The 22,319-nt window shown below is 59.1% G+C and carries 21 protein-coding genes and 1 tRNA gene; 9 read left to right on the top strand and 13 right to left on the bottom strand.

Annotated features, from left to right (window positions below; genetic code table 11):
- The first annotated feature begins 166 nt into the window (after positions 1-166).
- The 3 genes from dpiA (at position 167) to ACJ8J4_RS07305 (ending at position 4,235) form a co-directional block, all read left to right on the top strand.
- Positions 167-853: a two-component response regulator DpiA gene (gene dpiA, locus ACJ8J4_RS07295; RefSeq protein WP_089196040.1), complete on the top strand. Its 687-nt coding sequence runs from the start codon at positions 167-169 to the stop codon at positions 851-853.
- A gap of 102 nt (positions 854-955) precedes the next feature.
- Positions 956-4,045, top strand: a complete 3,090-nt coding sequence (locus ACJ8J4_RS07300) for a beta-galactosidase (RefSeq protein WP_089196041.1) — start codon at positions 956-958, stop codon at positions 4,043-4,045.
- A 114-nt stretch (positions 4,046-4,159) separates the two neighbouring features.
- A tRNA-Asn gene (locus ACJ8J4_RS07305) sits at positions 4,160-4,235 on the top strand.
- A gap of 97 nt (positions 4,236-4,332) precedes the next feature.
- On the opposite strand, the gene ACJ8J4_RS07310 is transcribed toward ACJ8J4_RS07305, so the two are convergent.
- Entirely contained in the window at positions 4,333-5,166 is an 834-nt protein-coding gene (locus tag ACJ8J4_RS07310; RefSeq protein ID WP_025303460.1) for an oxidoreductase, read from the bottom strand.
- 105 nt (positions 5,167-5,271) lie between these two features.
- Here ACJ8J4_RS07310 and ACJ8J4_RS07315 point away from each other — a divergent pair, with 105 nt between their 5' ends.
- On the top strand, positions 5,272-6,192 hold the full coding sequence (locus ACJ8J4_RS07315) for an AraC family transcriptional regulator (RefSeq protein WP_025303461.1): 921 nt from the start codon (positions 5,272-5,274) through the stop codon (positions 6,190-6,192).
- A 135-nt stretch (positions 6,193-6,327) separates the two neighbouring features.
- Complete coding sequence (locus ACJ8J4_RS07320) at positions 6,328-6,492, top strand: Lrp/AsnC ligand binding domain-containing protein (RefSeq protein ID WP_256376332.1); 165 nt, start codon at positions 6,328-6,330, stop codon at positions 6,490-6,492.
- Here ACJ8J4_RS07320 and ACJ8J4_RS07325 read toward each other — a convergent pair.
- Entirely contained in the window at positions 6,489-7,616 is a 1,128-nt protein-coding gene (locus ACJ8J4_RS07325; RefSeq protein WP_025303462.1) for an MFS transporter, read from the bottom strand. The two genes, ACJ8J4_RS07320 and ACJ8J4_RS07325, sit on opposite strands and share 4 nt — an antisense overlap.
- A gap of 138 nt (positions 7,617-7,754) precedes the next feature.
- Entirely contained in the window at positions 7,755-8,813 is a 1,059-nt protein-coding gene (locus tag ACJ8J4_RS07330; protein WP_123867415.1) for an alpha/beta hydrolase, read from the bottom strand.
- Positions 8,814-9,075: 262 nt separating this feature from the next.
- Between ACJ8J4_RS07330 and ACJ8J4_RS07335 the strand changes: the two genes are divergently transcribed.
- Positions 9,076-9,960: a LysR family transcriptional regulator gene (locus tag ACJ8J4_RS07335; protein ID WP_016927075.1), complete on the top strand. Its 885-nt coding sequence runs from the start codon at positions 9,076-9,078 to the stop codon at positions 9,958-9,960.
- 150 nt (positions 9,961-10,110) lie between these two features.
- Here the strand turns inward: ACJ8J4_RS07335 and leuE are convergent, their stop codons facing one another.
- Both leuE and ACJ8J4_RS07345 read right to left on the bottom strand, forming a co-directional pair.
- Positions 10,111-10,755 carry a leucine efflux protein LeuE gene (gene leuE, locus ACJ8J4_RS07340; protein ID WP_016927074.1) on the bottom strand — a complete coding sequence of 215 codons (645 nt, stop codon included), beginning with the start codon at positions 10,753-10,755 and terminating at the stop codon, positions 10,111-10,113.
- A 197-nt stretch (positions 10,756-10,952) separates the two neighbouring features.
- Entirely contained in the window at positions 10,953-11,525 is a 573-nt protein-coding gene (locus ACJ8J4_RS07345) for a hypothetical protein (RefSeq protein ID WP_089196042.1), read from the bottom strand.
- A 129-nt stretch (positions 11,526-11,654) separates the two neighbouring features.
- Between ACJ8J4_RS07345 and ACJ8J4_RS07350 the strand changes: the two genes are divergently transcribed.
- On the top strand, positions 11,655-12,545 hold the full coding sequence (locus tag ACJ8J4_RS07350; protein ID WP_060433546.1) for a LysR substrate-binding domain-containing protein: 891 nt from the start codon (positions 11,655-11,657) through the stop codon (positions 12,543-12,545).
- On the opposite strand, the gene ACJ8J4_RS07355 is transcribed toward ACJ8J4_RS07350, so the two are convergent.
- The 7 genes from ACJ8J4_RS07355 to ACJ8J4_RS07385 all read right to left on the bottom strand — a co-directional run bounded on the left by ACJ8J4_RS07355 (position 12,542) and on the right by ACJ8J4_RS07385 (position 18,960).
- A complete protein-coding gene (locus ACJ8J4_RS07355; RefSeq protein WP_049295961.1) occupies positions 12,542-13,270 on the bottom strand; it encodes a PA1136 family autoinducer-binding transcriptional regulator in 729 nt (242 codons plus the stop codon). The two genes, ACJ8J4_RS07350 and ACJ8J4_RS07355, sit on opposite strands and share 4 nt — an antisense overlap.
- Entirely contained in the window at positions 13,267-14,142 is an 876-nt protein-coding gene (gene hchA, locus ACJ8J4_RS07360; protein ID WP_016927070.1) for a glyoxalase III HchA, read from the bottom strand. Before hchA ends, ACJ8J4_RS07355 begins: the two co-directional genes overlap by 4 nt.
- Before the next feature lie 102 nt (positions 14,143-14,244).
- A complete protein-coding gene (locus ACJ8J4_RS07365; RefSeq protein WP_197835819.1) occupies positions 14,245-15,012 on the bottom strand; it encodes an ABC transporter ATP-binding protein in 768 nt (255 codons plus the stop codon).
- Complete coding sequence (locus ACJ8J4_RS07370) at positions 14,999-16,009, bottom strand: FecCD family ABC transporter permease (protein WP_197835817.1); 1,011 nt, start codon at positions 16,007-16,009, stop codon at positions 14,999-15,001. The genes ACJ8J4_RS07365 and ACJ8J4_RS07370 overlap by 14 nt, the downstream gene beginning before the upstream one ends.
- Positions 16,010-16,051: 42 nt before the next feature.
- Positions 16,052-17,128 carry an ABC transporter substrate-binding protein gene (locus ACJ8J4_RS07375; RefSeq protein ID WP_025303468.1) on the bottom strand — a complete coding sequence of 359 codons (1,077 nt, stop codon included), beginning with the start codon at positions 17,126-17,128 and terminating at the stop codon, positions 16,052-16,054.
- Positions 17,129-17,174: 46 nt separating this feature from the next.
- Positions 17,175-17,573, bottom strand: a complete 399-nt coding sequence (locus ACJ8J4_RS07380; RefSeq protein WP_239666013.1) for a hypothetical protein — start codon at positions 17,571-17,573, stop codon at positions 17,175-17,177.
- A gap of 16 nt (positions 17,574-17,589) precedes the next feature.
- On the bottom strand, positions 17,590-18,960 hold the full coding sequence (locus tag ACJ8J4_RS07385) for an MFS transporter (protein WP_197759381.1): 1,371 nt from the start codon (positions 18,958-18,960) through the stop codon (positions 17,590-17,592).
- Positions 18,961-19,294: 334 nt separating this feature from the next.
- On the opposite strand from ACJ8J4_RS07385, the gene amiA reads away from it, so the two are divergent.
- Positions 19,295-20,137: an N-acetylmuramoyl-L-alanine amidase AmiA gene (gene amiA / locus ACJ8J4_RS07390; protein ID WP_025303471.1), complete on the top strand. Its 843-nt coding sequence runs from the start codon at positions 19,295-19,297 to the stop codon at positions 20,135-20,137.
- Between the two features lie 54 nt (positions 20,138-20,191).
- Positions 20,192-21,244: a porin gene (locus ACJ8J4_RS07395; RefSeq protein WP_025303472.1), complete on the top strand. Its 1,053-nt coding sequence runs from the start codon at positions 20,192-20,194 to the stop codon at positions 21,242-21,244.
- Between the two features lie 120 nt (positions 21,245-21,364).
- Here ACJ8J4_RS07395 and ACJ8J4_RS07400 read toward each other — a convergent pair whose 3' ends face one another.
- Complete coding sequence (locus tag ACJ8J4_RS07400) at positions 21,365-22,309, bottom strand: NAD-dependent epimerase/dehydratase family protein (RefSeq protein ID WP_089181103.1); 945 nt, start codon at positions 22,307-22,309, stop codon at positions 21,365-21,367.
- Positions 22,310-22,319: the final 10 nt, after the last annotated feature.

A 22,319-nucleotide genomic window follows, 5' to 3' on the forward strand; every position in this document is an offset into this window, starting at 1 on the left:
CGCCGATTATTGACCTATTTCACAAACCGTTCCCGGTTAATAAGTTATTTAATGTTCTTTATTTGCTTAATTAATCTTATGGTGTTTATTATTGAGATAATCTTTATTTGGCGCCGCAGTTTACTTACATTCATTTAGCATCTTGATTGCAATAGTAGGTTTCATTATGGAATGGCTGAACATCCTGATCGTTGAAGACGAAACGCCGCTGGCGGAAATGCACGCGGAGTTTATCCGCCAGAACGGCGGCTGCCGCCAGATTTGGCTGGCCGGCACCCTGGCGCAGGCGCGCGCCATGACCGAGCGCTTCAAGCCGGACCTGATTCTGCTGGACAACTTTCTGCCGGACGGCCAGGGCATCACCCTGCTGCGCGAACTGACGCTGAGCGGGTATCGCGGCGGCATCGTGTTCATCACCGCCGCCAGCGACATGGCCACCGTGGCCGAGGCGTTGCGTTACGGCGTGTTCGACTACCTGATCAAACCGCTGGCCTATGACCGGCTGAGCCAGACCCTGCAGCGCTTCAGCCAACGCCGCGAAGCGCTGAAGGACAAAGCGCGCCTCAACCAGCGCCGCATCGACGAGATGTTCAACACCTACGCCCGCGGCGAACAGCAGGCGACGCTGCCCGCCGGCATCGACGAGCTGACGCTGGGCAAGATCCGCGCGCTGTTCGCCGAACCCGCCGCGCGCCACACCGCTGAAAGCGTTGCGCAAAAAATGGGGCTCAGCCGCACCACCGCGCGCCGTTATCTGGAGTTTTGTACCGCCGCACAGCAGCTGCGCGCCGAGATCATTTACGGCAAGGTCGGCCGCCCACAGCGGATCTACCGCGCCGGCGAACCGCATTAACGGTTATTTGATCGCCCTTGCAAGGTTGCGTGTAACCGCTTTACTTTTTATGCGCCGGTCAGCATCTTGGTGAGCATCACCTAGCCGACAGGACGATCGCCGATGCCCGCTGCGCCCCTTGCTTCCCTGACCGAAATCCTCGCCCGCCGTGACTGGCAAAACCCGGCCTGCCCCCACTACCGCCGGCTGGACGCTCACCCGCCGTTCGCCAGCTGGCGCACGGTGGAAGACGCGCGCGACGATGCCCCCAGCGCCAGCCGCCGGTCGCTGAACGGCGAGTGGCGCTTCAGCTATTTCCCGCGCCCAGAGGCGGCACCGGAAGGCTGGCTGCAGCAGGATCTGCCGGACGCCGCCCCGCTGGCAGTGCCGGGCAACTGGCAGCTCGCCGGCTACGATGCGCCGATCTACACCAACGTGCGCTACCCGTTCCCGGTCGATCCGCCGCGCGTGCCGGAAGACAACCCGACCGGCTGCTACTCGCGCACCTTCAGCGTCGATCCGGCCTGGCTGGCCGCCGGCCAGACGCGCGTTATCTTCGACGGCGTCAACTCGGCGTTCTATTTATGGTGCAACGGCCACTGGGTCGGCTATTCGCAGGACAGCCGCCTGCCGGCGGAGTTCGATCTCAGCCCGTGGCTGCGGCCGGGTGAAAACCGGCTGGCGGTGATGGTGCTGCGCTGGTGCGACGGCAGCTATCTGGAAGATCAGGACATGTGGCGCATGAGCGGCATCTTCCGCGACGTCAGCCTGCTGCACAAACCCGCCGCGCACCTGAGCGATGTGCGCATCACCACGCCGCTGCATGACAGCTTTACCCGCGGCGAACTGGTGGTGACGGCGCGCGCCAACCGGCCCGGCCCGCTGCAGGTGCAGGTTCAGCTGTGGCGCGACGGCACGCGGGTGGCCGAACGCACCCAGCCGCTCGGCAGCGAGATCGTGGACGAGCGCGGCGTCTATGACGATCGCACCACGCTGCGCCTGCCGGTGGAACGCCCGGCGCTGTGGAGCGCCGAAACGCCCGCGCTGTATCGCGCCACCGTCGCCCTGCTCTCGCCCGAGGGGGAGATTATCGAGGTGGAGGCCTATGACGTCGGCTTCCGTCAGGTAGAAATCAGCGGCGGGTTGCTGAAGCTCAACGGACAGCCGCTGCTGATCCGCGGCGTTAACCGCCACGAGCATCATCCGCGCCACGGCCAGGTGATGGACGAGGCGACGATGCGCCACGACATCCTGCTGATGAAGCAGCACAACTTCAACGCGGTGCGCTGCTCGCATTACCCCAATCACCCGCTGTGGTACCGGCTGTGCGACCGTTACGGGCTGTACGTGGTGGACGAAGCCAATATCGAGACCCACGGCATGCAGCCGATGAACCGGTTGGCTGACGATCCGCTGTGGCTGCCGGCGATGAGCGAGCGCGTCACCCGCATGGTGCAACGCGATCGCAACCACCCTTGCATCATTATCTGGTCGCTGGGCAACGAGTCCGGCCACGGCGTAAACCACGACGCGCTGTACCGCTGGGTGAAAAGCCAGGATCCGACCCGCCCGGTGCAATATGAAGGCGGCGGCGCCGACACCGCCGCTACCGACATCATCTGCCCGATGTATGCGCGAGTGGATCAGGATCAGCCGTTCCCGGCGGTGCCCAAATGGGCGATCGGCAAGTGGATCGGCCTGCCGGAGGAACAGCGGCCGCTGATCCTGTGCGAATACGCCCATGCGATGGGCAACAGCTTCGGCGGCTTTGAGCGCTACTGGCGCGCGTTCCACCATTACCCGCGCCTGCAGGGCGGCTTTGTCTGGGACTGGGTCGATCAGGCGCTGATCAAACGCGACGAGCACGGCCAAGAGTTCTGGGCCTACGGCGGCGACTTCGGCGACACCCCCAACGATCGCCAGTTCTGCCTGAACGGGCTGGTGTTCGCGGATCGCACCCCTCACCCGGCGCTGTTCGAAGCGCAGCGGGCGCAGCAGCTGTTCCGCTTCACCTTCGACGCCGCCTCGCTGACGCTGACCGTCACCAGCGATTACCTGTTCCGCCACACCGACAACGAGCAGCTCAACTGGCGGCTGGAGCTGGACGGCGTGGAGCGCGCCAGCGGCAGCTTCGATCTGGCGCTGCCGCCGCAGGGCAGCACTCGCTTCACCCTGCTCGATCGCCTGCCGATGCTGCATCAGCCCGGCGAGCTGTGGCTGAACGTGGAGGTGGTGCAGCCGCAGGCCACCGACTGGTCCGAAGCGCACCACCGCTGCGCCTGGGATCAGTGGCGGGTGCCGCGCGCGCTGCATCCCGCACCGCCGCCGGCGCAGGGCGTGCCGCCCACGCTGGCTGAAGACGATCAGGGGCTGACGCTCACCCACGGCGACCAGCGCTGGCGCTTCGAGCGCAGCAGCGGCCACCTGACGCAGTGGTGGCAGAATGAGCAGCCGCAGCTGCTGACGCCGCTGCGCGACGGCTTTGCGCGCGCGCCGATCGATAACGACATCGGCGTCAGCGAAGCGGATCATATCGATCCCAACGCCTGGGTCGAACGCTGGAAGCTGGCGGGCCTGTACCGGCTGGAGGAACGCTGCACGCGGCTGCAGGCCGATGCGCTGCAAAACGGCGTGCAGGTGGTGAGCGAACACCAGTTCGGCGTGGACGGGCAGATTTTACTGATCAGCCGCAAACAGTGGCTGTTTGACGCGCTGGGCGCGGTGAGCGTGAACGTGGAGGTCGAGGTGGCCGACGCCCTGCCGCCGCCGGCGCGCATCGGCCTGCACTGCCAACTGGCGACGGTGCAGCCGCAGGCGGAATGGCTGGGCCTGGGCCCGCACGAGAACTACCCGGATCGATGCCTGGCCGCGCAGCACGGGCGCTGGCGCCTGCCGCTGGCGGATCTGCACACGCCGTATATTTTCCCCGGCGAGAACGGCCTGCGCTGCGATACCCGCAGCCTGCGCTACGGCGGCTGGCGCATCGACGGCCGCTTCCACTTCTCGCTCAGCCGCTACGGCCTACAACAGCTGATGGCCTGCAGCCACCAGCATCTGCTGCAGCCGGAAGCAGGCACCTGGCTGCATCTGGACGGCTTCCACATGGGGGTGGGCGGCGACGACTCCTGGAGCCCGAGCGTGCACCGGGATTACCTGCTCACCGCCGGCGTTTACCGCTATCAGCTGCGCCTGCAGCGGGCGCCCGAGGGCTAAATCTGCCAAAAAACTCAACGGGTTGCGCATTCTGTAAGCAAACAGTCACAGAATGTGTAATCCGCCTTTGACATGCCGACGGCGCCTCGCTATTATTCGCCCCGTTCACACGATTCCTCTGTAGTTCAGTCGGTAGAACGGCGGACTGTTAATCCGTATGTCACTGGTTCGAGTCCAGTCAGAGGAGCCATATTTAGAGAAGCCCGCTCAGGGAAACCTGAGCGGGCTTTTTGCTGTTGGGCGGATCATAATCGGTGATCCCCTGAACTCTCGCTACCCCAAACCGTTCAGCCATCCGTTGAACGGGTGAGCTTCTCCCATTGTTCAATTTCCTGACCTAACGCCTCGAGCTTTTGCCGCACCAAACTTAATGCGTCACTGCCTAACAACAGATGCGTGGGTGGGTTCCCGCTCTCGATCAATGCCAGCATGGCGTGAGCCGCCTTAACCGGATCGCCGAGTTGCTTGCCGCTTTTTTCCTGACGCGCCTGACGAACAGGTTCAAATAACGCGTCATAGTCAGGGAGACGGCGAGGGCTACGTACCATTGAACGCCCGGCCCAGTCCGTTCGAAACGAGCCGGGCGCCACGGCGGTCACGTGTAGGTTGAACGGGGCAAGCTCTTTACTTAAGGTTTCTGATATTCCTTCCAGTGCAAATTTGCTGCCGCAGTAATAGCTGATACCGGGCAAGGTAATGAAACTGCCCATTGAGGTGATATTGATAATGTGGCCCCGACGGCGCTGGCGCATGCCCGGTAGCACGGCTTTGATCATCGCCACCGCGCCAAACACATTGACGTCAAACTGGCGGCGCAGCTCTGCAAGCGGGGATTCTTCCAGAATGCCTTCATGGCCGTAACCGGCATTGTTCACCAGCACATCTATCGGACCGACGGCGGACTCTATCTCTCCAACCACCTCATCAATACGTTCATCGTCCGTGACATCAAGCAGATAGCCAAAAGCCCGCTGCGTATCGAGCGCGGCGAAAGCCTGCAGTGCTTCGCTGTTGCGCACCGTCCCTACAACCCGATGCCCTACGGCGAGGGCTTCCCGCGCCAGCGCCTGACCAAAGCCACTGCTGACGCCGGTAATTAAAATCGTTTTTGAAGATGCCATAAAAAGAACTCCCATGAACCATGAAGGTTGCATGGTATTCTCTGTTCTGCCGCATTTTTAGGCCGTATCTTCTCTTTTTCTTGCCTGATTTTATGAGGTGGTGGGATGTCCGACATGATTGCCCTGATGAATAGACTTGCGGTGCAAGAGGGATACAACCTCACTGCCCTACCTGATGTGCGAATTTTGCGTTCCGATCGCCCGCTTGCCAGAACGCCGGTGCTTTACGATCCGGGGATCGTGATCGTCTGCCAGGGCAGCAAACGCGGCTATTTCGGTCAACAGACCTATTTATATGATGAGCAGCACTACCTGGCGGTTTCGGTGCCGGTGCCGTTTGTGATGGAAACCGACGCGTCGGCAGCACATCCGCTGCTGGCGATTTATATACATCTGGATTTTCAGCTTGCCGCGGAACTGATGTTGCAGATTGAACAGCATGGCGCCCCGCATCCTCCCGTCGCGCCGCAAAGCATGATGTCGAGCCCCATGGACAGCGCGGTAAAAATGGCCGTACTTCGCTTACTTGAAGTCCTGGCTAACCCGCTTGAGGCGGCGATCCTCGGCCCGGCGCGGGTGCGTGAGCTTTATTTTCGCGTGCTGACAGGCGCACAGGGCAACGCAATGCGTGCCGCGCTGGCCTTGCAGGGCCAATTTGGCAAAATCGGTAAAGCGTTGCAGCACATCCATGCCGCTTACGCGGAGCCGTTAACGCTGACGCAGCTGGCAATGATGGCCGGCATGAGCGTGCCGACCTTTCATAGCCATTTCAAAGCGATAACGCAGATGCCGCCAATGCAGTATGTGAAATCGGTACGCCTGCACCAGGCACGGATGCTGATGGTGCGCCAACAAATCACCGCCGCCGCCGCGAGTTACGCCGTTGGCTATGAAAGCCCATCGCAATTTAATCGCGAATTCAAACGTCTGTTTGGCCTGCCACCGGCAGAGGAGATAAAACGCATGCAGCGTCACTTCGCCATTCCGCCCGCGCAGCCTGCCTCGGTATTTGTTTCATCGCACTGAGGCTTATTTGGTATGGCGAACGCGACCTTGAGGTATAGAGTACTAACGTTTTTGGTGACCGATACCAGCAGCTAAACTATCAAGCAACGCGCGCCCTTTTGCAGTTCACCAGCAGCAAGGAAGTGGAAGAATTGCATACCCTTTGCCGGGGACGGTTGCGTCTTTATCAAAGTACGCGCCGCCGATACCGAATCGCTGGAGAATTTCCTGATGGAGATCCAGGGCTTTGAGGGCGTACGCTCTGTGCGCAGCGACATCTCGCTTTCCACGTTTCTGGCGCGCGGGCCTTCGCCGGATTAAGGCGCACTGCTCTTCTGGCGTGAGGTGAAAAACGTCAACACTCCGGCGCAAAGCAGCAGCATGCTACTGATGGCAAAGGCGCTCTGCCAGCCGAGATGGTCAAACACCATGCCTCCTGTCGTTGAACCAAGCGCAATCGAGAGCTGAATCACCGCAACCATCAGTCCGCCTCCGGCTTCCGCATTGTCGGGAAGCGTGCGGGCAATCCATGTCCACCATCCCGTTGGGGCGGCGGTGGCCAGCATGCCCCAGAGACCTAACAGCAGCGAGACAGCCCAAACGTGATGCCCAGTAAGAATCAGGGCGACGGCAATGACGGCCATCAGCCCAGGGATAACCATCAACGTTAGGTAGAATTTCCTGTTGAGGAATGCCGAGACAACCAGCGTGCCAATAAAACCGGCCACGCCGATAATCAGTAAAATCAACGACAAGCCAGAGGAATCAACACGCGTCACCGTCTCCAGGAATGGGCGCACATAGGTAAATAGCGCAAACTGCCCCATAAAGAACAGGCCACAGGCCAGCATGCCAAGAGAGACAACAGGACGAGCGAACAGGCGGAGTACGGTTCCACGTGATGCAGGAGCTTTATTGCCGTTCATACCAGGCAAACTAACGCACTGCCAGATAAAGGCCACCACCGCGATAGGAACCAGGCACAAGAAAGCGCCTCGCCATCCGACAGTGGTGCCAAGGTAGCTCCCCAGCGGGGCTGCCACTACCGTCGCCAGCGCATTGCCGGCGTTGAAAATAGCCAGGGCACGCGCGACTTGATGTTGTGGCACCAGACGAATCGCCGTTGCCGCAGACATCGACCAGAATCCCCCGATCGCAATACCTATCATCGCGCGACCGGCCATATACACCAGATAACTGGAGGCCAGTGCGATAACGAGCCCCGACACGGCCATCAGAAACGTCATCCCCAGTAACAGGGACTTGCGATCCCTGTTTCCAGCCAGCGCCGAAAGCGTCAGGCTGGTCAGGACGGCCAGCGCGCCGGAGATGGCAATCCCCTGTCCTGCCAGTCCCTCCGTCACGCCTAAATCACGGGCAATCGGCGTAAGCAGGCTGACGGGCATAAATTCCGATGCAATCAGCACAAAGACGCACAGGGTCATGGCAAAAATGCCGCTCCAGTGAGCGTGCTGATTATTCGGTGATGGTGTTTGGCTAAGTATAGACATAGTCAGATTTCACAAAAGTCAGAATAAAGCCACCGCGTAGACAGGTGGCTTTTAATGTTGTCAGTAGAGGGTTTATTTCAGATTGGCTTTGAAAAATTGTTCGAACTTAGCGAAAGGTATTTTTCCGGCAACGTTATCGTACAGGTCCACATGATTTGCACCGGGGACAATCACCAGCTCTTTGTCTTTACTGCCGACCGCCTTATAAGCATCTTCGGCAAAATAGCGTGAATGCGCTTTCTCGCCGGTCACGATAAGCGTCGGGATGGTGATTTCACTGGCGTAGCTCAGCAGCGGCATATTCATAAACGACAGCGGCATCGTTGCCGTCCACGCTCCCGTAGAGTTAACGGAACGCGCGTGGAAACCGCGCGGCATGCGGTAGTAATCAAAGAACTCCTTCAGCACCGGATGCGGATCGGCCGGCAGGGTTTCTGGCAGAATGCGCTGACCCGCGCTGACCTTGCCATTTCTGTCGACGTTAATATCATGAGCGCCGTGAGCGAACGTTCCACTTTCCGCATCCTTCCAGCGCTGTTCATTCAGATACTGCAGAACGGCACGACGGTCAGCGGTGGAGTAACGGTCTTTGCCATCTCCCACGCCATGGCCCATCGCCCGACTCATATCGTACATTACGCTTGTTGCCACTGCTTTAACGCGGGTATCCATCGCGGCGTCGTTTAACGCCATGCCACCCCAGCCGCAAATGCCGAGCAGCCCGATACGGTTGCGGTCCACCTCTTTTTGCAGCCCTAAGAAATCCACCGCCGCGCTGAAATCTTCCGTATTGATATCCGGTGAGGCGACGTTTCGCGGATAGCCGCCGCTTTCCCCCGTGTAAGAGGGATCAAACGCCAGGGTAATAAACCCTTGTTCCGCCAGCGTCTGCGCATACAGTCCGCTGGATTGCTCTTTCACCGCGCCAAAAGGCCCACTGACCGCAATCGCCGCCAGCTTGCGATCGCCGCGATCTTTGGGCAGGTAAAGATCGCCCACTAAGGTGATGCCATATCGATTCTGGAACGAGACTTTACGATGATCGACTTTCTGGCTCTCGGCGAACGTTTTATCCCATTTATCTGTCATGGATACAGGGGCGTTCGGATTGGTTGAATCAGCATAACTCATTGTCGTGACTCCACTTAATGATGCGAATAACAGCATGGCCGGCATCGCGGTTTTTAGCGTTCGGGTGAAGGTTTTCATAAAAATCCCCATGAAAAACAAGAGAGATACAGGTTTCCTACGGACAACGCTGCGGTGCTTTGTTTTGATGGGGTCATTATAGTGAGCAGAATTAGTGCTGATTAGAGGGGTATTACTGCTAAGATTGATACCATATTGTTATAAATTAATGCTGAGTTTGCTGTCGTTCAGGAGGGATTATTCAATGGCGAAAAGGGAGAACTACAACGAGTTGTACCTATTTATGCAGGTGGTACGGGAAGGCAGTTTTACCGCGGCGGCTCAACGGCTGGGGCTTGCTCAATCAGGGGTCAGCCGTTCCGTTCGTGAGCTTGAGGAAAGGCTGGGTGTCCAGCTACTGGTGCGCACCACGCGTAAACTGTCGCTGACGCAAGCGGGCGAGCAGCTCTACCAGAAGACGGCATCTGGATTTGATACGCTAGATCTAGGGCTTGCCGCGCTGGCACATTATCGCGAGACCCCTTCCGGCACGGTTCGTATCAATGCCAGCCAGCACGCGATTGATAAATGCCTGCTGCCAAAGCTTGCGATATTTAAACAGCGCTATCCTGATATCAGGCTGGAACTCATAAACGAGAGCAGGTTCGTCGATATTATCGAAGAAAGATTCGATGCGGGCGTTCGCCTGGGGCCCGAAGTAAGCACTGGCATGGTTGCTGTACGCATTACGCCCGATATGGAGATGGCCATTGTGGGTACCCCTGAGCATTTTCGTCGCTACGGTTTTCCGCAAACCCCGGCGGATTTAACAACGCATCCCTGTATCGCCTATCAGTTTGCCGACGGCAGCGTGTACCAGTGGGAACTCAATCAGGATGATAAAAAAATCACTCATCGGCCTGAAGGACAATGGGCCTTATCTGACAGTTATATGGAAGCAGAAGCCGCCCGGCTGGGCTTGGGGCTGGCCTATGTTCCTGTCGAACTGGTCACAGATGATCTGGAACGCGGGGCGCTTATCAGAGTTTTACAGCGTTACAGCCTGCGAATGGAGGGGTTGTTTCTCTATTACCCTCATCGCAATGTATCCCCCGCTCTGCGAATGGTCATTGAAACATTGAAAATCTGAGCGTTTAGCGATGACCGAGCCTTCACTGTGCAGAATGGTGTTAGGTCGTATTTTTGCACTTTCAATCCTAAGGGCTGCTATACGAAGAGCGGACGTCCCATCCAGCGAAAGAACGTAAAAAAACCGCCTCGCGGCGGTTTAGTTATCCAGTTAGGAAGTTGCGCTTGCAAGCCGTGCTGCAAATCCAATGAAGAACATACCTACCAGCGCGTTTCCGGTGGCAGATAACCTACGGTTGCCTTTCAGACGACTGAGCAGATAAGAGCCGCAGAAAACGAGGAAGCCGAAATAAACGAGAGTAATCGCGAACATCACTGCAGCAAGAATGATAAACGCCATCCAGGAGTGCTCAGCCTGAACATTGATGAACTGGGCGAAGAAAGAGATATAGAACAGCAGCGTCTTTGGATTCAATAGCGTAACCAGCATTCCGCGCCCGATGATCCCCTTAGCATCAGCTGAAGATTTCTTTTCCTCACTCGTTTCGACCGCTGGCTTAAAGATAGCGCGTATCGTCTGGACTCCGAGATAGAACAGATAAGCAGCACCTGCGTATTTGATGGCGTTAAACAAGGCTGGTGTTGAGCTGATAACTGCCGCCAGCCCGCACCAGGCCAAAAGAACCAGGATAACGTCGCTCAGGAGGATGGAAAATATTGCAGCAAAGCCTCGCTTGATGCCGCTGGTAATGCTCGTTTTAATCACGAACAGGGTTTCAGGGCCTGGCACAAGGACTATCAGCGTCGCACCAAGCAGGTACGTCCAGAAATTCACGACACCAAAATCAGCAAACATTTTCACTCCAGTTCTCTCGTTTTCAACGAGGCCATTCTAACTAAAGTTACGTTAATGGAAACACATCGCCACGGCTTTCAATTCACAATCAATGTCTGCTCCTGGTACAAAGCCGGCCGTCAGATTGCTAACCCTACCAATCCCCACAAACACCAAAAGGCCCGCCCCCAGGCAGGCCTTTATCCCTCCGCAATGTCTCAGGCCCCATCCCGCTCCGCAACCCGCGCCATCAATGCCCCCAGCAACGCCAGGTCGACCAGCAACGCCAGCGCGAAACAGGCTCCCTTTATCCCCGGTGCGGCATAGGTTTGCACCAGCGAAGCGGCAATCACTACGGCCACGATAGTCACCACCATCGTCAGCCTGCACGCCACGGCGAACGCCGCTTTCTCCCCCACTGCCGTGCGGTAGGCGACGCCCTGCCCCAGACCGCCGAGGACGATGCCCGCCAGCAGGGCCGGCCAATCATGGCCGCCGAACAGCATCAGCAGCGTCAATAGCCACCCCACCGCTGCCAGTAAAAAGCCGTAGCGAAGAATCGCCAGCGCAGGCCGGTTCCGCAGCGGCCGTAGACGGGCCAGTGCGGCGCCGCCGAGAAACGCCAGCGCCAATGCCGTTAGCAGCATCAGGGTCGCGCCGATGCCCAGCAGATTTTCGGTCTTCAGCAGCAAGGCGCCTGCCGCGGCCGGCACGCTGAGCGCCAGGGCGCTCGCCGCCGCTCCCGTGTGTGCCATGGCGCCCAGGGCACCGTTGTTGATATAAAGGCTCATCGTTCACTCCCGACATGATGGAAATGATGAAATAAATTCATTTCCCTGTTCACATGTCAGTAGCCTATCTCTTGTATAATCGCTCAGACAAACTCATAGTTTTCAGCCTTGGATGAGAATAATTCAGCCATGAGAAAAACCCGTTTGCCGCCGCTGGGCGCGCTGCGCGCCTTCCACGCCGTGGCCGGCTGCCGCAGCTTTAAACATGCCGCCGAAGCGCTGGGCGTCAGCGCGACGGCAGTCAGCCACCAGATCAAGCTGCTGGAGTCGGTGCTGGAATGCCGGGTGTGCGAGCGCAGCGCGCAGGGCGTCAGCCTGACCGAGACCGGCGAGATCCTGTATGCCGGCACCCAGCGCGCCTTCGCCGCGCTGGAGCAGTCCGTCGCCCAAATCACCCGCGCCCAGCAGCCACCGGCGCTGACCGTCACCACCACCTCCAATTTTCTCACCCACTGGCTGGTGCCGCGCCTGGCCGATTTCAAGGCGGAGTTTCCCGCCATCGATCTGCGCCTGCACACCAGCGTCGAGCGGGTCGATCTCAGCCAGCGCACCGTGGACGTCGCCATCCGCTACCGCGAAACACCGGAAAGCGATCTGCACTGCACCTTGCTGCATGAGGATCGTTTTATCGTGGTGGCCAGCCCGGCGCTGGCGCTGGAGCGCATCGAAGATTTGCAGCGGGTGACGCTGTTTCACGTGGAACATCGGCAGGTGCCCGCCGACGCGCCGACCTGGGAAAACTGGCGGCGGCGCTACGGGCCGGAAGGGTTGAATGTGGAAGCCGGGCTGACCTTCAGCGACGAAACCCATGCGCTGCAGGCGGCGGTGGCCGGCCAGGGGGTGGTGATCGCCAGCCGGCTGCTGGCACGCGATTTGTTGCAGCGCGGCGTGTTGGCCGCGCCGTTCGAGATGGCGTTACCCGGCGCCAACTACTATCTGATGGCCACCGAAGAAACTGCGCAGCGCCCCGATATCATTGCGCTACGCGAGTGGTTGCTGCGGCAAATGGCGGCGGGCTAACGGCTCTCGGGGGCGATCTCCCCCAGGCGGATCGCCACGCTGATCGCCTGCGCGGTGGTGGCGGCGCCAAGGCGTTGGCGAATGCGGCGCAGGTGGTTTTCCACCGTGCGTTCAGACAGGCCGAGCATCGCGGCGATATCCGCCTGCCGCCGGCCGATGGCGGTCCAGCTCAGCACCTCGCGCTCGCGCGCCGACAGCCGGCTCCCCCCCTCACCGGCTGCCGGTTCGAACAGCCGCCGCGCCGCCAGAAAGGCCGCCGAACCCACGAGCGACAGCGCCAGCCGCACCGGCGGCGAGGTGTCGATGCGCTCGCCCCCCAGGCTGACGGCGCCCTCCAGGCCGGCGGGGCCGAACACCGGGATCTGCACGCCGTGCAGACCGGCTCCGCGCGGCGTGCGCACAATCCGGTAGCGCTCGCCCTGCCGCGCCCGGGTCTTGGTCCAGAAGAACGGCTCGCTGGCCCGCAGCATGTGCCGGGTCACCGGGCAGTGCCGCACGTAGGTCAGCGCATCGACCGCCTCGCCGTCGCCGAACCAGTCGCCTTCGACCCAATAGATATGCTCGATCCCCGCTTCCGCCGTGGCGGAAGCGGAAAACAGCACAAAGCGATCGAAGCCGAACGGCGCGGCGAAGGCGCGAACCCGCCCCTGAATGGCGGACAGGGTTCGCTCGTGGTCCATCGCCAGCGCCGTCTGGAAAGCGTGCTGCGCGATCTCGTCGCTCATCGCGTGGCGACGTCGGCCAGCAGCGTCTCTGCCGCCAGTTTGCCGAGGTTGTTGGAAGCCAGCGGGCTGTCGCCGGTCAGCAGGCGCCGATCTTTATGCACCTTGCCGGTGATGTCGGCGTTGACGATCTTCACGCCCCGCTCGCGCAGGCGTTCGCCCACCAGCCAGGGCATCGGACCGGGAATATAGCCGATGTCGATGTTGGCGCCGGTATCGAGCGAGTCCGGGAACACGCACATCTCATAGCCACGATAGAGGAAATCCTCTTTGTTCTCGCCGATGCCCGCCGCCAGCAAACCGGCCGGCCCGTGGCACAGCGAAATCACGTAGCGATCGTTGTCATGCGCCCAGTGCAGGGTCTTTTTCACCTCTTCGCTGAACGGGATATCATTGAGCACGCCGTGGCCGCCGGGAATGAAAACGCCGAGGTAGTTGCCGCCATCCAGATCCTTCACCACTTCCGTCAACTTTTTCGGCTGCTTGAGCTGGCTGCGGTACTTCTCGTAGGTGGCCTTGACTGCTTCATCTTCATGCGGGAACGCCCACATCTCCAGCTTCACCGGATCGCCGGACGGCGTGGCGATGTCGATCTCGAAACCGGCCAGATCCAGGTGATACATCGGCAACAGCATCTCGACCGGGTGGTTGCCGGTAGAGAAGAACTTGCCGTTTTGCATCAGCAGGTAGCGCTCCTGCGAGGCGATCATCAGCACCTTCCACTTGCCGCCGCGATAGGCGTTCGGGTAGCTGGCACCCGTGAAGTCGGTTTTGGACGAGGTGTACTGGCTGAGGGAGTAAGGGGATGGGAAGAATGCGTTGTCTTCCGCCACATCCGGGGTGGGATTACGATCGTTGGATACTGAATCAGTCATGATTATCTCCATATTCACCGTTGCATTTCTCTTTCAGCTTAAATAACCGCCGGCGGGGCCGCAATGAGGGATATCCCTCAATCACCCTCGCGCTGGCGGCGCTCAAGCGGGGTGCGGTAGCGCGACAATGAACGTTTCTTCGCTGACGCCGGCATATTCGTACCGGCACTTTCTCACCGGTACCTGGAAGTAACGCTCCAGGATATCCTCTTGCAGCAAGGCGTTTTTATCGCCAAACATGCACTGTCGCTTATTCATCAGCAGGCACTTGTCGGAGATGCGATCGGCATAATGCAGAAAATGCGTATTCAGCACGATCGTCATCTGCCGCTCTTTGGCGAGGCGCCAGAGCATCTCGATCATTTTAGCCTGATTGTAAAAATCCAGATTCGATTCCGGTTCGTCGAGGATCATGACGTCGGGATCCGCCGCCAGCGCCTTGGCGAAATAACACATCTGCAGTTCTCCACCGCTGATCTGGTTGATATTTTTCTGCGCCAGCGGCGCGATCTCCAGCGCGTGTAACACCGCCTGCGCCTTGGCGACATCTTGCCGCCGCGGCCTGGCGAACCACCCCGCCTGGCGAGCACAGCCGAAAGTGACAAAATCGAGCACCCCATAAGCGAAATGCGGCGTTTTCGCCTGCGGCACATAGGCCAACCGGGCGGGCCGATTGTCGATGCGGCCGATCTGGCACACGCCAGACAGGGGCCGGCACAGGCCCGCGATGTGTCTCAGCAACGTGGTTTTACCGGCGCCGTTCGGCCCGAGCACGCTGAGGATCTCGCCCCGCGCCAGATTAAAACTGACGTTGTCGAGAAGGGGTTCTCGCCCCTTGAAACCCAGGGTCAGCTGGTTAACTGTGATCATGTTTGCTGCTCGTAATAAAAAGGAGAGCGAAAAGCGGCGCGCCGATCAGCGCGGTCAGGATGCCGATCGGGATTTCAGCATAGGTGGCCCCTCTGGCGATATTGTCGATCACCAGCAAAAACAGCGCCCCGCTCAGCGCCGAAGCGGGGATCAGGCGGCCGTGGTTATACCCCAACACGCTTCTCACCAAATGCGGGATCACCAAGCCGACCCACCCCACCACGCCGGCCAAGCTCACCGAGGCGGAAACCAGCAAAGAGGCGGCGATCAGCAACAGGATCTTCAGCCGAGGCGGATTCAGGCCGGCGATGCGCGCCTCGTCGTCTCCCAGCGAGAGAATGTTCATGTTCCACCTGAGCCGGTAGATAGTCAGGTAACACGCCGCAAACAGCGGGATCAGCCAATAAACCTGCGCTTTCGCTACCGAAGCGAAGCTGCCCATCAGCCAGAAGACGATCGCCGGCAAGGTATCCTGCGGATCGGCGACATATTTTATGACCGAGACAAACGCGATAAACAGCGACGCGATAATCATGCCGGACAAAATCGTGGTGAGTGCATCCTGCCGGCGTTTGAGGCGGCAGATGCCCAGCACCAGCAGCAAGCTCACCACGCCGAAAAGAAACGACAGCAGGGAACTCAGGGCAAAAGGCAAACTCAACAAAATGCCCAGCGCAGCGCCAAAGGCGGAGGCGGAAGAGGTGCCCAGCACGTCCGGGCTGGCCAGCGCGTTTTTCAGCACCGCCTGAAAGGTCGCACCGGCGACCGCCAACCCACCGCCCACCAGCATCACCGCCACCACCCGCGGCGCGCGCAGGTTAAAAATCACCGAGTAGCGGGCCTGGTTTTCCCCCGGCATGTTCCCCTGCCATAAAATCTGCACCACATCATGGGCCGACAAGGCGTAGCGGCCGGCAAACAGCGATGCTAAGGCGACCACACAGAGCGAAATAAACAATCCCGCCATGATCGCCACATATTTTCCTCTGCCCGGCATCCCCAAGCTCCTCCAACGAACTCACGCTATTCAACCGTGGCACTAGCGTTGCGCCAGCACCTCATCCAGCAACCGGTCCGGGATCGCATAAGAGAACATCGTCTGATAATAGCGACGCGTCTCCTCCCGCAGCGTTTTGTCGCTAATGTCTTCAGGGGCATACCGGTTGATCATAAACAGCGGCAACAGTGACGTTTCCGCCGACAGGCCCCCCCAGTTGTGAATGCCCACCGGCGTCGAGAAAACCTTGCCGTTTTTCACCGCCCTGAGCGTCTCCCACGCCTGGCCGGGGATCCCCCCGTGCAGCAGTGCTTTGGCGCTGCCGAACACCACGAAAATCACATCCGGATCCCAGGCCATGATCTGCTCCATCGAAACGTTGATGTACCTGCCGGCATCCCCTTTTACCGGCAAATCCCCGGCGACATTGTCCATGCCGGCCATTTTCAGGTAGGTGTCGCCGTAGGTATGCGGGCCGCTCACCTTCAGCTGCCTGCCGTCGCTTTCTTCGAGATACAACGCCCTGACGTGCTGCGCGCGGATGGCGGCGGCATAGGGGCGGATCTGTTTCAGGGTCTTTTCCCAGGCGTCTTTGAATTTATGCGTACGCGGCAGGCCGAGGGTGTCGGCGAAGGTATTTTCCCAATACACCTGGGTAACCATCGGCTGGTATTTGGTCTTCCCGCCGGCGTCCAGATCGACCGTCATCACGCCCGCCCTTTCCAGCCGATCGTCCTGGCTTTTGCCGTAGTAATAAATGATGTCGGGCCGCAGATTCATTAACGACTCCATGTTGACCCGATAGTCTTTATTGATGAAATCGGACGTGATCCTGCCGATATCCGGCTTCATGTCCTTCAACACATGCCTATCGGCATGCATGAACGCCCAGGGCCCCACGCCGACGACGTGCCGATAGGCCGCCTCGTTCGCCAGGATCACGCCGAAGGGGCAGTTGCCGGTGATGACGATCCGCGGGTAGCTGCCGGGCAGCGTTTGCGTCGCCGCGCTTTGCAACGGCTCGGCCGCCGCCGGCAGGCTGGCGCCGGCGCAAGGCACCGTCGGCAAGGCAAATAGGGCCAGCAGCGCGGTGGCGATAAATTTCACTGTTACGCACATGGTGCCTCCTGCGCGCACGCTCGGCGGCGCGCGTCGATGGGCTGTATTAGGCCGACGCGGCGATGCCTGCTGCCATAATGGTTATCCCGGCCACAAAGACGATTGCCGTGGTGGCTACCGCGCCGCCGCCAACCAACGCGGCGGTTTTTCCCGTGGAAAGGTCTTTTCGTTGCAGGAAAGAAAGCTCTGCCAGGGGAATGATTTTTCCGCTGTCGGCGACGATGTCTTTAGGTTCCACCTTCGCCACTTTCAGCTCGCCGCCGCTGCCGTCCTTCAGGCCATATTTCAACTGGTCGCCGACATAGACCGGCGGCTGCAGCAGGTAATACGGGCTATTGAGCCCCGCCTCTTTTTGTTGCAATGCCACGTCGTGGTAGGTCGTACAGCCGGCAAGGGAAAACACCGCCATCCCGATAACCAACGGCACTAATGGGATAAATCGCATGGGAAACCTCGTACTTCTATTTGCTGGTTTTTAACGTAACGGCGGACTTGAAGCGCATATAGCTCACGACCAGAGAAAGGAACGAGAATGCCGCCCCCGCCATTAAACTGATATTCGTCGCTTGCGCGCCGCGCATATTGCAGAAAATCGCCACTAACGCCGAACCGACGATTTGCCCGATCAACCGGGAGCTGCCCAACAGGCCGCTGGCGATGCTGCTGTTTTCGTGCGAGACCGAGGTCATGATCAGCAGGTTGTTCGGTGATTGAAACAGGCCGAAACCGATGCCGCACAGCGCCACGCGCCATACGATCGCCCCATTCGACGGATCGCTCGGCAAATTGGCCATCAGCAGCATGCCGGCCAACAAGCAGGCGAGGCCTGACAGGGCGACGAGATTGGGATCGTATTTCTTGGCCAAATCGCCGGAAATTAGCGAAGACGCCATGGTGGCCAGCGGCCAGGCGGTCAGCAGCAGACCGATGTCCACCACGTTTCTTTGCAGGACATTGTGGAAATAGAAAGGCAGCGATACAAAAGCCAAAAGCTGGGTGCTGTAAGACAGCATCGACATCAGCAAAGACAATGACAGCGTCGGGTTATGCAGCATCGCGATCGGGATCAGCGCGGCGTTGGCCTTTCTTTTCTGATTGATGTACAGCCACCCGGCCAGCCCGGCGAATACCGCAAAGCTGAGCGCCGCCGCCGGCAGATGGTGGGTGGTCATGCTCATCGTGCTGAGCGAGAAAGCGATAAACAGCACAAACACCAACAGAGCCCCGCCGCTGTCGAATCCACCGCTGCGCCGCTCGCGGGGGGCCAGGAAGATCAGGCTCAGCAGCAGCGACAGGCAGGCGATGGGAACATTGATGGTAAACAGCCAGTTCCAGCTCGTCTGAGAAAGTATCGCCGAGGCGATGGACGGCCCGGCGGCGGCGGAAACCGACACCACCATCACATTGATCCCCAGACCGCGCCCCAGCAGCCTTTCCGGGTATATCTCCTTGATCAGCGCCGCATTGACGCTGAGCACCGCCGCCGCACCGAAGCCCTGTATCACCCTGAATGCCGTCAGCATCGACAGCGTCGTGGACAGCGCGCAGCCCAAGGATGAAAAAGCGAACAGCACCACCCCGGCTATAAAGATCTTTTTATTGCCCACCGCGCGGCCCAGCGCCGCGAAGGGCATCAAAGAGGCGACAACGGCAAACTGGTAGGCATTAATAATCATGATGGAGGCCGATTCGGAAACGCCGAAATCTTTGGCGATCACCGGCAATGCCACGTTGGCGATGGTACTGTCGAGCATGGCGATGACCGTGCTTAACGAGACCGCGAGAACGGCGAATATATTTAGTGTCTCTTTTTCCTGGTGTTTAAAAGTCATGTTAACGCTCCAAAAACGTGAGTAGCTTCATGCCGGCGGCAAAGACCCCGCTTTTTATCCGTTTTAATATTTACGTTATAACATATCAATTAAAGAGGAGAATAAATCTCATTTGAAATATTAGATTAAATAGTGTGTCAAAATAAGAATTAACAAATGCAAAACAAATTAATATCAATACAAACATTCAATAAACAAAATAAATGCAGTATAAAAAACCAGTGAATTTAAGGAATGACATTAAAAGTAACAGCCGCTAACAGACAACCCCGCCGGCGTGTGAAATTGTTATGTTATAACAAAAACACCCTTTCCTTTTATGCTGGTTAACCTTATGGCTAAGACGGACCTTTTGAACACCCGGTTATCTCGCCGCAGAATGATGTTGGCAGGGTTGGCGGCCCTGGCGCTGAACGGCGCCGTTTCCCCGCTGGCTCACGCCCACGGCCTGCCACGTCCCAAAAAGCAGAACGGCCCTCAGGGGGCGCGAAAACGATTCCTGGTCATGTTGGATCCCGGTCATGGCGGCATCGACTCCGGCGCCATTGGCCACACCGGTTCGCTGGAAAAACATGTCGTTCTGGAGATCGCCAGAAATGTGCGTGCACAGCTTGATCGACACGGCATCGATGCCCGCCTGACGCGCGACAGCGACGTTTTTATTCCGCTGTACGATCGGGTGGAGATCGCGCACCGGCATGGCGCCGATCTTTTCATGTCCATCCACGCCGACGGCTTTACCTGCCCCAGTGCCTGCGGCGCGTCGGTTTTTGCGCTTTCCAATAAAGGCGCCAGCAGCGCGATGGCGAAATACTTATCGAACAGTGAAAACGCGGCGGACGATCTCGCCGGCCCCAACGTCATCAAGAAAGACCGCTATTTGCAGAAGATACTGTTTGATTTGGAGCAGACGGAAACGATCAAAGAGAGCCTGGCGCTGGGCTCGCACCTGATTCAGCATATTGCGCCCATCCATCACTTGCATGCCAAAAATACCGAACAGGCGGCCTTCGTGGTCTTAAAGTCCCCGTATATTCCTTCCGTCTTGGTGGAAACCTCTTTCATCACCAACCCTGAGGAAGAAAGGCTGCTCGGCACCCCCGCCTTCCGAAATAAAATTGCCACGGCGATCGCTCAGGGGATCGTCAGTTACTTTAAACGCGAAACGCACGCTTAAGCTTCGCCGGGGCGGCAAGCACACGGGCTTGCCGCGCACAGGGACGGTGCCATCATGATAAAACGCAATCCTCGTTATTTTTCGGCAGGCATGCTGTTCCCCCTGCTGGCCCTGTTGCCGCGCGGCGCCTTCGCCGTGTCGTTGACGGGATCGCAGCAAAACAGCCTGAATTTCTACGGCACGATTATCGCCAGACGCTACAGCGGCCAAAACGAACGCGACGACGGCGACCGCAGCTACCTCTATTTCGGCCTGATAGGCAAAAAAAAGATCGCGCCGCGCTGGCAGGCCTACGCCCACTGGGAATATACCGTCAGCTTCGCCGACGCGACTCGCAACAGCACCCGGCTCGCCTATATCGGCGTGCAAAACGCCACCCTGGGCAGCCTCGATATCGGCCGCAACTGGGGCGTGCTTTATGATGTGACCGCCCTGACCGATCGCTCCCCGCTGTTTAGGGAAATGGCGTACAACTACATCGATAACTTTATGCGCGGCCGGGCGCATAACCTGCTCACCTACCGCCAAACTTTCAGCCTGTTTCAGCGGCGCGCCGCCCTCGCGTTGCAATATCAGTTCAAAGACGGCGACGATCGGCAAGCGCCGGGCAAACAAAACGGCAACGGCTTCGGCGCTTCGTTCCGTTATGCGCTGACGCCGACGCTCAGCCTCATCGCCGCCGCCTCGGCGTCTCAAACCACGCAGCGGCAGCAACACGCCGCCGGCTATCGCCGACGCATCGATACGCTGGCCGAAGGGGTTCTCTATGCGTCGAAAAAAATCTATCTTGCGGCCGTGTTCACCCAAAGCGACAACGCCATCAGCCCACAACAAACCGCTAACCGCGGCTCGGCGTCAAGTTATGAAGCGCTCGTCAAATACCGGCTGACGGACCATATTCAGCCCAACATCGGCTATACCCGTTTAATACAGGCCCGGGCAGGCCGCAACACCGACTTATTGAACTACGAGGAGCTGGGGGTGACCTGGTTGCTCAACAGCAACATGCAGGTGTTTATTAACTATGAATTCAATAACCTTTCGCAGCACGCGGCCGGCGTCGATGCGTCGGACAAGCTCGATATGGGCATCAGCTATCACTGGTGATCCGCTTTCGCGCAGCCAATAAAAAGCCCCGCCCGGTGAGGGGCGAGGCTCGCTTAATGGCTCGAGTGGGCCGGCAGCCCAGCGTAGCGCGCTATGGCTAGCCCTGGCGCGGCGGGCATCTTAACGCGGCGCTTGCGCGTTCTTCCACTCCCGCCAAATCGTTTCCAGCCCGGCGCGATACGTCGTGACGGCGAAGTCGGGAAAGCGCTGCTTGAACTTGGTCGAGTCGAACAGGTTGTCGTACTCGTAGCGCGGCAGCAGCTCGCGCATCTCACGCGCCCCGGACGAAACCAGCCCTGCGGCGATCAACGCCCATTTGCCGATGACGGAATATGAAATGTCCTTCCCAAACACCTCGCAGGCCAAGGCGGCGAACTGCGCATAGGTGAGCCGTTCGTCGCAGCACGGGAGATGCCACGTCTGGCCGAACGCGTCGGGCGTATTGCCGAGCCGGGCTAACCCACGGCTGGCGTCGGGCGTCCAGATCAGCGTGCGCAGCCTGTCGTCGCGAACCGGCACGCGCGGTTTTTCCCCCGCTTTCAGCCTGTCGACGATCAACGCATTGGTGAAGCTCTGCGTTTTTCCCGGCCCATAAAACTCAGGAGCACGGCCGATCAGCACGGGGATCTGCTTGCGCTCCATCTCGTCGAGCACCTTCTCGGTCATCAGAGCGCGCACCCGTCCCTTGCGCCCCCGAGGCGCGAACGGCGTCGATTCCGTCTGCAGTTCGCCGTTCTGCGGATACATATAGGTATTGTCGAAATAAACAAAGGGCACGCCCGCGGTACGGCTGGCGTCCAACGCATTCTGCAGCATGGTCGGAAATTGCCGCTCCCACAGCGCCGAATCCGGCGGCAGGCCGGCGGCGAAATACACCACGTCGCTGCCCTTCACCGCCGCCAGGGTCTGCTGTGCATCGAGCAGGTCGGCCGCGACCAGCGTATCGCTGTCGTTGACCTTCTTCGGGTTGCGGCTGACCAATCTTAAATCATCGGTGTACGCGCGCTTCAGTTCACGCGCCAGCTCTTGGGCGATCTGGCCACTGGCGCCCAGGATCGTTTGCATTGGCGTTCCT

This window comes from Serratia sp. CY47280, assembly GCF_052168655.1.
Lineage (GTDB): Bacteria > Pseudomonadota > Gammaproteobacteria > Enterobacterales > Enterobacteriaceae > Serratia > Serratia bockelmannii.

What these genes read in the sequence shown, in the direction of transcription:
- dpiA (WP_089196040.1), top strand. Translation starts at nt 167, where the DNA reads ATGGAATGGCTGAACATCCTGATCGTTGAAGACGAAACGCCGCTGGCG.
- ACJ8J4_RS07300 (WP_089196041.1), top strand. Translation starts at nt 956, where the DNA reads ATGCCCGCTGCGCCCCTTGCTTCCCTGACCGAAATCCTCGCCCGCCGT.
- ACJ8J4_RS07310 (WP_025303460.1), bottom strand. Translation starts at nt 5,166, where the DNA reads ATGGCATCTTCAAAAACGATTTTAATTACCGGCGTCAGCAGTGGCTTT.
- ACJ8J4_RS07315 (WP_025303461.1), top strand. Translation starts at nt 5,272, where the DNA reads ATGTCCGACATGATTGCCCTGATGAATAGACTTGCGGTGCAAGAGGGA.
- ACJ8J4_RS07325 (WP_025303462.1), bottom strand. Translation starts at nt 7,616, where the DNA reads ATGACCCTGTGCGTCTTTGTGCTGATTGCATCGGAATTTATGCCCGTC.
- ACJ8J4_RS07330 (WP_123867415.1), bottom strand. Translation starts at nt 8,813, where the DNA reads ATGAGTTATGCTGATTCAACCAATCCGAACGCCCCTGTATCCATGACA.
- ACJ8J4_RS07335 (WP_016927075.1), top strand. Translation starts at nt 9,076, where the DNA reads ATGGCGAAAAGGGAGAACTACAACGAGTTGTACCTATTTATGCAGGTG.
- leuE (WP_016927074.1), bottom strand. Translation starts at nt 10,755, where the DNA reads ATGTTTGCTGATTTTGGTGTCGTGAATTTCTGGACGTACCTGCTTGGT.
- ACJ8J4_RS07345 (WP_089196042.1), bottom strand. Translation starts at nt 11,525, where the DNA reads ATGAGCCTTTATATCAACAACGGTGCCCTGGGCGCCATGGCACACACG.
- ACJ8J4_RS07350 (WP_060433546.1), top strand. Translation starts at nt 11,655, where the DNA reads ATGAGAAAAACCCGTTTGCCGCCGCTGGGCGCGCTGCGCGCCTTCCAC.
- ACJ8J4_RS07355 (WP_049295961.1), bottom strand. Translation starts at nt 13,270, where the DNA reads ATGAGCGACGAGATCGCGCAGCACGCTTTCCAGACGGCGCTGGCGATG.
- hchA (WP_016927070.1), bottom strand. Translation starts at nt 14,142, where the DNA reads ATGACTGATTCAGTATCCAACGATCGTAATCCCACCCCGGATGTGGCG.
- ACJ8J4_RS07365 (WP_197835819.1), bottom strand. Translation starts at nt 15,012, where the DNA reads ATGATCACAGTTAACCAGCTGACCCTGGGTTTCAAGGGGCGAGAACCC.
- ACJ8J4_RS07370 (WP_197835817.1), bottom strand. Translation starts at nt 16,009, where the DNA reads ATGCCGGGCAGAGGAAAATATGTGGCGATCATGGCGGGATTGTTTATT.
- ACJ8J4_RS07375 (WP_025303468.1), bottom strand. Translation starts at nt 17,128, where the DNA reads ATGTGCGTAACAGTGAAATTTATCGCCACCGCGCTGCTGGCCCTATTT.
- ACJ8J4_RS07380 (WP_239666013.1), bottom strand. Translation starts at nt 17,573, where the DNA reads ATGCGATTTATCCCATTAGTGCCGTTGGTTATCGGGATGGCGGTGTTT.
- ACJ8J4_RS07385 (WP_197759381.1), bottom strand. Translation starts at nt 18,960, where the DNA reads ATGACTTTTAAACACCAGGAAAAAGAGACACTAAATATATTCGCCGTT.
- amiA (WP_025303471.1), top strand. Translation starts at nt 19,295, where the DNA reads ATGGCTAAGACGGACCTTTTGAACACCCGGTTATCTCGCCGCAGAATG.
- ACJ8J4_RS07395 (WP_025303472.1), top strand. Translation starts at nt 20,192, where the DNA reads ATGATAAAACGCAATCCTCGTTATTTTTCGGCAGGCATGCTGTTCCCC.
- ACJ8J4_RS07400 (WP_089181103.1), bottom strand. Translation starts at nt 22,309, where the DNA reads ATGCAAACGATCCTGGGCGCCAGTGGCCAGATCGCCCAAGAGCTGGCG.